Source organism: Mycobacterium sp., assembly GCF_049280035.1.
GTDB lineage: Bacteria > Actinomycetota > Actinomycetes > Mycobacteriales > Mycobacteriaceae > Mycobacterium.
Map to the genome: position 1 here is coordinate 1 of NZ_JBAPPI010000693.1, position 7,643 is coordinate 7,643.

The 7,643-nt window shown below is 65.1% G+C and carries 7 protein-coding genes; 6 read left to right on the forward strand and 1 reads right to left on the reverse strand.

Annotation, left to right across the window (positions count from 1 at the left end; all coding sequences use genetic code 11):
- The coding region (locus WAN71_RS22230; protein WP_422227400.1) for a transketolase family protein at positions 1-1,413 on the reverse strand (1,413 nt) is incomplete at its 3' end.
- A gap of 194 nt (positions 1,414-1,607) precedes the next feature.
- On the opposite strand from WAN71_RS22230, the gene WAN71_RS22235 reads away from it, so the two are divergent.
- The 6 genes from WAN71_RS22235 to WAN71_RS22260 form a co-directional block, all read left to right on the forward strand.
- Entirely contained in the window at positions 1,608-2,528 is a 921-nt protein-coding gene (locus WAN71_RS22235) for a heme o synthase (protein WP_422227401.1), read from the forward strand.
- A 111-nt stretch (positions 2,529-2,639) separates the two neighbouring features.
- Positions 2,640-4,121 carry a PPE family protein gene (locus WAN71_RS22240; RefSeq protein WP_422227402.1) on the forward strand — a complete coding sequence of 494 codons (1,482 nt, stop codon included), beginning with the start codon at positions 2,640-2,642 and terminating at the stop codon, positions 4,119-4,121.
- Positions 4,121-5,320 (forward strand): cupin domain-containing protein, encoded by a 1,200-nt coding sequence (locus tag WAN71_RS22245; protein ID WP_422227403.1) that lies wholly within the window; start codon positions 4,121-4,123, stop codon positions 5,318-5,320. The genes WAN71_RS22240 and WAN71_RS22245 overlap by 1 nt, the downstream gene beginning before the upstream one ends.
- Entirely contained in the window at positions 5,320-6,279 is a 960-nt protein-coding gene (locus WAN71_RS22250) for a hypothetical protein (protein ID WP_422227404.1), read from the forward strand. Before WAN71_RS22245 ends, WAN71_RS22250 begins: the two co-directional genes overlap by 1 nt.
- Before the next feature lie 135 nt (positions 6,280-6,414).
- Entirely contained in the window at positions 6,415-6,723 is a 309-nt protein-coding gene (locus WAN71_RS22255) for a PE family protein (protein WP_422227405.1), read from the forward strand.
- A 2-nt stretch (positions 6,724-6,725) separates the two neighbouring features.
- Positions 6,726-7,643, forward strand: a 918-nt coding sequence (locus WAN71_RS22260) for a PPE family protein (protein ID WP_422227406.1), incomplete at its 3' end; no start/stop codon positions are given.

Here is a 7,643-nt window from a genome sequence, read left to right on the forward strand (position 1 = left end):
CATGTAATCGGAGAACTGCAGGAAGGTTCCGCCGTAGGCGCGGGTCGGGCCGTGCAGCACGATGCCGGACAAGATCGCACCCATCGCGTGCTCACGGATACCGAAATGCAGGGTGCGGCCATACCAGTGCGCGGTGTAGTCCTTGGTCGAAATCGACGGCGGGCCAAAGGAGTCCACGCCCTTCATAGTGGTGTTGTTGCTGCCCGCCAGATCGGCCGAACCGCCCCATAGCTCAGGCAGTTTCTGCCCCACCGCCGACAGCACCTCGCCGGACGCGGCACGGGTGGCCAGAGCTTTGGACCCCGGTTCCCAGTGCGGTATATCGGCGTCCCAACCGTCGGGCAATTTTTCGGCGGTCAACCGATCCAGCAACGCTTTGCGTTCGGGCTCGCGCTGCGCCCAGGCCTCGAACTCGGGTCGCCACGTTTCGTGCGCTTCCTTGCCCCGCTCCACCAGCTTGCGGGTGTGCGCGATCACCTCGTCGCGCACCTCGAAGGTCTTATCGGGGTCGAAGCCGAGGATTCTCTTGACGGCGGCGACTTCTTCGTCGCCAAGGGCCGCACCATGCGCCTTGCCGGTGTTCATCAGCTTCGGTGCCGGGTAGCCGATGATGGTCCGCAACGAGATGAACGACGGCCGGTCGGTGACGGCCTTGGCGTTGGCGATGGCCTCCTCGATACCGACCACGTTCTCGCCGCCCTCGACCCGCTCCACGTGCCAGCCGTAGGCCTCATAGCGTGCAGCGGTGTCCTCGCACAGCGCGATGTTGGTGTCGTCCTCGATGGAGATCTGGTTGTGGTCGTAGAACACGATCAGGTTGCCCAGTTCCTGCACCCCGGCCAGCGACGACGCCTCGGAGGTAACCCCTTCCTCCATATCGCCGTCGGAGGCGATCACGTAGATGTAGTGGTCGAACGGGCTGGTTCCGGGGGCGGCGTCCGGATCGAGCAGGCCGCGCTCGTAGCGCGACGCCATCGCCATCCCCACCGCCGACGCCAGACCCTGGCCCAGCGGGCCGGTGGTGATCTCCACGCCCCTGGTGTGCCGGAATTCCGGGTGTCCGGGAGTTTTGGATCCCCAGGTGCGCAGCGATTCGATATCGGAGAGCTCCAGACCGAAGCCACCCAGGTAGAGCTGGATATAGAGGGTCAGGCTGCTGTGCCCCGCGGACAGCACGAACCGATCCCGGCCGAGCCAGGTGGTGTCGTTCGGGTCGTGGCGCATTGTGCGCTGAAACAGCGTGTAGGCCAACGGGGCCAGGCTCATTGCCGTCCCGGGATGGCCGTTGCCGACTTTCTGGACGGCGTCGGCGGCCAGCACCCGGACGGTGTCCACCGCGGCCGAATCGATCTCGGTCCAGTCATCGGGATGGTGCGGTTGGGTAAGGGTCGAGATGTCTTCGAGCGTGGTCACAAACGTGGTCCTCGGGTCGACAACGTGATCGACCTCCACCCTAGTGCGGGACCGCACGTCTATGCAGGTCCAGTCGCACGTGAACTCCGGGCAAATTGTTGCGAGTCGACCCTGGACTAGGAGCGGTGCAAGCGGGCGGTCTACCATCGCCTGTAGTAGAAGCTGCGCGCTGCTGTGATCCGAGGAGTCCTTGCGTGAGCATTCGCGAGCGCGTTGCGCCGAGCCGAGTCAGCACCGCTTTGCTGGCTTATCTGGCGTTGACCAAGCCGCGGGTCGTTGAGCTGTTGCTGGTCACCGCCATCCCGGCGATGTTGCTCGCCGACCGCGGCACGGTGAACCCGCTGCTGATTCTCAATACCCTGATCGGCGGGATGCTGGCCGCCGGCGGCGCCAACACGCTCAACTGCGTGGCCGACGCCGATATCGACAAGATGATGAAGCGGACCGCCCGACGGCCGCTGGCGCGGGATGCCGTGCCGACCAGGAACGCCCTGGTGTTCGGCCTGGTGCTGAGCATCGGTTCGTTCTTCTGGTTGTGGTGGACAACCAACTTGCTCTCGGGCCTGCTCGCAGTGGCCACGATCGCGTTTTACGTGTTCGTCTACACCCTGTTGCTCAAGCGCCGCACTTCGCAGAACGTCGTCTGGGGCGGGGCGGCCGGCTGCATGCCGGTGATGATCGCCTGGTCGGCGGTCACCGGCACGATCGGATGGCCGGCGCTGGTGATGTTCGCGATCATCTTCTTCTGGACGCCGCCGCATACCTGGGCGCTGGCCATGCGGTACAAGGATGACTACAAAGCGGCCGGGGTGCCGATGCTGCCGGCCGTCGCCACCGAGCGACAGGTCACCAAGCAGATCCTGATCTATACCTGGCTGACGGTGGCTGCGACGCTGGCGCTGGCGCTGGCGGCCGGATGGCTGTACGCCGCGGTGGCGGTGGTGGCCGGGGTGTGGTTCCTGGCGATGGCCCATCAGCTCTACGCCGGTGTGCGCCGCGGTGAGCCGGTCAAGCCGCTGCGGTTGTTCTTGCAGTCGAACAACTACCTGGCGGTGGTGTTCTGCGCGTTGGCGCTCGACTCGGCAATAGCGCTGCCGACCCTGCTTCACGTCTGATCGTTACCCCGAGGTCTTAGACCTGCGAATACCCCCTACCCGGTCGGGGTCTTGTACCTACGACACAGCGTCGTATTAAATGCCCGACGTGACCTCACCCGTAGGCGGCCGATGACGGCGCCGGTGTGGATATCGTCTCCGCCGGAGGTGCATTCGGCGATGTTGAGCAGCGGCCCTGGCCCGGGGTCGCTGCTGGCTGCGGCCGGCGCGTGGAACTCGTTGAGCACCGAATACGCGTCGGTCGCTGAGGAACTCAGCACCGTCTTGGCGGAGGTGCAGGCGGGCGCGTGGCAAGGCCCCAGCGCCGAGCGGTACGTCGCTGCGCACGTGCCCTACTTGGCGTGGCTGGTGCAGGCCAGCGCCAAAAGCGCGTCGGAGGCCGTGCAGCACGAGACGGCGGCCACCGCCTACACCACCGCGTTGGCCGCGATGCCGACGTTGCCTGAGTTGGCCGCCAACCACATAGTTCATGGCGCGCTGGTGGCGACGAATTTCTTTGGTATCAACACCATTCCGATCGCGCTCAATGAGGCCGACTATGTGCGGATGTGGGTCCAGGCCGCCACCACGATGACCGCCTATCAAGCGGTCGCCACCACGGCGGTGGCGTCGGCGCCGCAGACCGATCCGGCGCCACAAATCGTGAACCCGCGGCCCGCGGATGGCATATACGGTGGTGGGGGCGTCGCCGACAAGGGGATACTTCCCATCGTCGACAATGACTCCGGTGATCCATACAGCTTGAGTTGGTGGATAAATCGAGTCACCGAGGTAACCCAAACCTTGAGCCGGGACATTCAGTTGATTGGACAGAACCCGGCGCAAGGGCTACTACAGCTGGAGTACGACATAGTCGGAGTGGCATCAGACGAGTTCGGCCATGCGATCCAGGTCGTTCAGTACTTCCCCGAAATCACGGCGCTTCCGTTCGTCGTGCCGGCCGGATTTGCGGGAGGCGTTGCGGGCCTGGGCGGGCTGGGCGGAATCCAGCTTGAAGCGGCGCCATCTCCCGACGTATCGGCGGCGCCGACGCCCCAACCGCACAGTCTGCCGTCGGTGGCCAGCAGCCCTGCGGCGATGGGTTTTTCGACTTCCCCCGGCACGACAACAGCGTCTGCTCCCGCGCCGACCGCGAGCAGTGTGGTCAGTTCGGCGGCGACGCCGACGCCAGCTGGGGGTGGGGCGGGCTTTGTGCCTCCCTACGCGGTGGGGCCGCCTGGCATCGGCGTCGGTTCGGGGATAAGCACCAGCGCGGGCTCCAGCGCTAAAACGAAGGGATCCGAGCCGGAGGCCGTGGCGGCCGCTGCAGCTGCGGCGCGGGAGCACCGGCGAACGCGACGGCGCCGGCGGGCGGGGATGCGCGGGTATGGTGACGAATTTATGGAAATGAATATCAATGTCGATCCAGATTGGGGTGCGCTGCCGGAGCGGACGGTGGCCTCCGATCAGGGCGCTGGGGAGTTGGGCTTTGCCGGCACGGTGAGCAAGGAGACGGTCGCGGCGGCGGCCGGCTTGACCACACTGGCCAGTGATGAGTTCGGCGGGGGGCCGACGATGCCGATGGTGCCGGGCAGCTGGAATTCAGACAGCTGATGCAGCAACGCTTATCGGGCGTTGACGTCGAGTTCTCACTGGCCTGGTTGCTTCAACCGCTGCCGGTCGAGACCCTTCTCGACGAAATATGGGGGGCGACGCACTATCACGTCAAGCGAGGCTGCGCGGACTACTTCGGCGGCCTCCTGCACGGGCCATCGGCGGCTGAGGCGCTCTTGGAGTCGTATCGGCGCGAGCCTTCAGCGGTGCGCCTGGTACGGGGGGAGGAGAAACACGGGTCTGACCGGCTCGCTGATGGCAGTCTCGATCTGGGCCACGTCCGCAGCGACTTTACCAACGGCTACACCATCGTCCTGGATGACGTTGAGCAGTACGTACGCACGATTGCCTCGCTGACGCACTCCATCGAGGTCGAGCTGGACTTCGCGACAAAGGTCAATGCCTACGTCACGCCGCCCGAATCACAAGGCTTCCTCGCCCACTACGACGAGCACGACGTGTTGATCCTGCAGATTCAGGGGTCCAAGGTCTGGCATTTATACGACGGCGTTGACGTGCCGCCGCACGAGATGCGTTGCCAGGAGCCCGTTGACATGGCAAGGCTCCCGTTGCCGACCGACGTGCGCCTGGAGGCCGGCGACGTGCTGTACCTGCCACGCGGCCGTGTTCATGCCGCCGAAGCAACCTCGGAACCGTCGGTGCACTTGACTGTCGGCATCCATGCGCCCACCTTGCTCGCTCTGGTCACCCGGGCGCTTTATTCGCTGAGTTTCTCCGATGACCGCGTCCACACCCAACTGCCGCCGCGGCACCTCGACGACCCGGACGTACGTGCAAGCGTCGTCGGCCTGGTGCGCGACGTCGTCGAAGCTCTCGACGAGCCGAGTGTCATCGAGGAAGGTCTCGGCTTGCTGGCGGACGATTTGGTCAAGCGGGGCAAATGTCCCCCGGTCGCGCAGGCGATCTCGAATACCCTCGGGATCGATGGCCACGCCCGGGTAGGGAAATACCAACCGCTCTATTCCCGGGTGACGGACACTCCCGGCGGTGTCGCGCTGCACTTTGCGCAATTGGTCATCAACGCCGCTCCCGATCACAAAGAGGCAATGCGGTTCCTCGCGAAAAGCACTGAGCCGTTTCGGGTTTGCGACCTGCCCGGGCTGTCTGCGGCTCAGCAGACGGAACTGGCCCGAACCCTGATCGTGAGTGGATTCCTTATCCGGCTGCCCGACGACTGATGGAGCTCACCGACCTCGCCCGCTGGACCCCGATCAGGTTCGACTTTTCCGGGCCTGCGCCGACAATCGACTGGGCCGATCTCTCGGCGGAACGTTTCGTCGAACCGTTCTTCGACCAGACCGTTGCCCGTTGGGCCACCGGCCCGAAAGCCCGATCGCTAGTCAGGACCGGACTCGAAGCCCTCGTCGCTCTCGATGGCGAGCCGTCACTGGAGCCCGCGGGCATGATCTTTCACCTCTCGCGGTGTGGATCGACGCTGGTGTCCCGGCTGCTGGGCACGCTTCCCGGCGTCGTCGTCCTCGCCGAACCGGCGCCGCTCAACGCTCTGCTCGGACTGGAGCCCGACGGGGTCGACGAGACCACGCTGGTCCGGTTAGTGCGGCTGCTGGTGCGGGCGCTCGGCCGATGCCGGCACGGCGACGAACGGCAATTGGTGCTGAAGTGCACGAGCTGGAACGTCCGTCGCCGGGCGATCTTGTCCGCCGCGTTCCCTGACACCCCTTGGGTTTGGGTCCAGCGCGACCCGGCGCACGTCTTGGCTTCGCTGCTTGCCAACCCGCCAGGCTGGCTCGGAGTTCAGGCCACGCCGCCTCGGGCCGCGCAACTTTTCGGGCTTGATCCGGCCGCGGTCCCGGCCATGACGCGTGCCGAGTTCACCGCCCGCGGGCTCGGCGCGATGCTGGACGCGGCCGCGACCGATCCGGGTCAGCGCCTGTGCATCGACCATGCCGATCTACCCGCGGCGACTTGGCAGCGCGTGGCTCCGCATTTCGGACTCGAGGTCGATACTGCGGCAATTGAACGCATGACCGAAGAGTCCCGGTTCTACTCCAAAGACCCAGCGCCGCAGCCCTTTTCCGTGGCCGAGCCGGAGTATCGGCCGGTGACCGAGGCGATGCGGGAGGCCGCTGAACGCTTTGCCGAGCCCGGCTATCGTGCGCTCGCGTCGAGTTCGTAACTCAGCCGGAGCGCCAACGAATTTCGACCCGACGACCTCAGCTGCCAGATTCGTCGCGTCGAGTTTCCAAACCCACGGTGGTGTGATACTACTGTTAATGAAAATCATTCTCATCTCGGGTCTGGAGTGGCTGTCATGGCGTTACGCGTCGTTCCTGAAGGTCTTGCGGCTGCCAGTGCGAGCATCGAAGCGCTGACGGCGCGGCTGGCGGCGGCGCATGGCGGGACGGCCCCGCTGATCACGGCCGTGGTCCCGCCTGCCGCGGATCCGGTGTCGCTGCAAAGCGCCGCCGCGTTCAGCATGCGTGGCGGCGAGCATGCGGTAGCGGCGGCGCAAGGGGTAACAGAGCTGGGTCGCTCCGGCGTTGGTGTCGATGAATCCGGCGCCAGTTATGCCGCGGGCGATGCCGCAGCCGCATCGTCGTATGGCGGCGCCTGGGGCTGACAATGACGGCACCCATCTTCATGGCCGCACCGCCGGAGGTGCATTCGACCCTGTTGAGCACTGGTCCCGGTCCCGGGTCGTTATTGGCGGCGGCCGGGGCGTGGAATTCGTTGAGCACCGAATACTCCTCGGTGGCCGAGGAACTCAGCGCATTGTTGGCGAGCGTGCAGTCCGGCGCCTGGCAGGGGCCGAGTGCGGAGTCGTTTGTCGCCGCGTTTGTGCCATATCTGGCGTGGTTGATGCGGGCCAGCGCCAACAGTGCCGCAGCGGCTGCCCAGCACGAGACCGCGGCCGCGGCCTACACCGCTGCTGTGGCTGCCATGCCGACCATGCCTGAACTGGTCGCCAACCACATGGTTCACGGGGTGTTGCTAGCGACGAATTTCTTTGGTATCAACACGATTCCGATTGCGCTCAACGAGGCCGACTATGTGCGGATGTGGATCCAGGCCGCCACCACAATGACCACCTATCAAGCGGTCGCGAGCACCGCAGTCGCGGCCACACCGACCACCGACCCGGCGCCGACGATCCAGAAATCCAACACGACAGCACAGCCCGCTAGTAGTAATCCCTATGGCAATCTCAGCGGCGACAACCCGCTGGGGCTTCCGACGTGGCTCCGGCAGTTCTTGCAAGAGTTGGGTATCGGAAACTCCCCGGTTGCGCACGCCCCGAGGCTCGATTATTGGTTCGATACCGACCTCTCGAACTTCCTGCAAAACTTCGGGATAAATTGTAACCCCGCCGCGGGCACCGTGAACGGAGCCAGCTACGACTCCTATGCGGACCCAAGCGTGGGAATCTATTACCTTGTTCGATCGCTCGAAATCTTTGAGGACGTGCAGCAGTTCGGCACCGACTTTGTGCAGAATCCGGTGGCGGCGTTTCAGTACTTCTTCAGTTGGGCGCTGTTCGAC

Coding starts and splice junctions, on each gene's coding strand:
- WAN71_RS22245 (WP_422227403.1), top strand. CDS start 4,121: ATGCAGCAACGCTTATCGGGCGTTGACGTCGAGTTCTCACTGGCCTGG.
- WAN71_RS22240 (WP_422227402.1), top strand. CDS start 2,640: ATGACGGCGCCGGTGTGGATATCGTCTCCGCCGGAGGTGCATTCGGCG.
- WAN71_RS22250 (WP_422227404.1), top strand. CDS start 5,320: ATGGAGCTCACCGACCTCGCCCGCTGGACCCCGATCAGGTTCGACTTT.
- WAN71_RS22255 (WP_422227405.1), top strand. CDS start 6,415: ATGGCGTTACGCGTCGTTCCTGAAGGTCTTGCGGCTGCCAGTGCGAGC.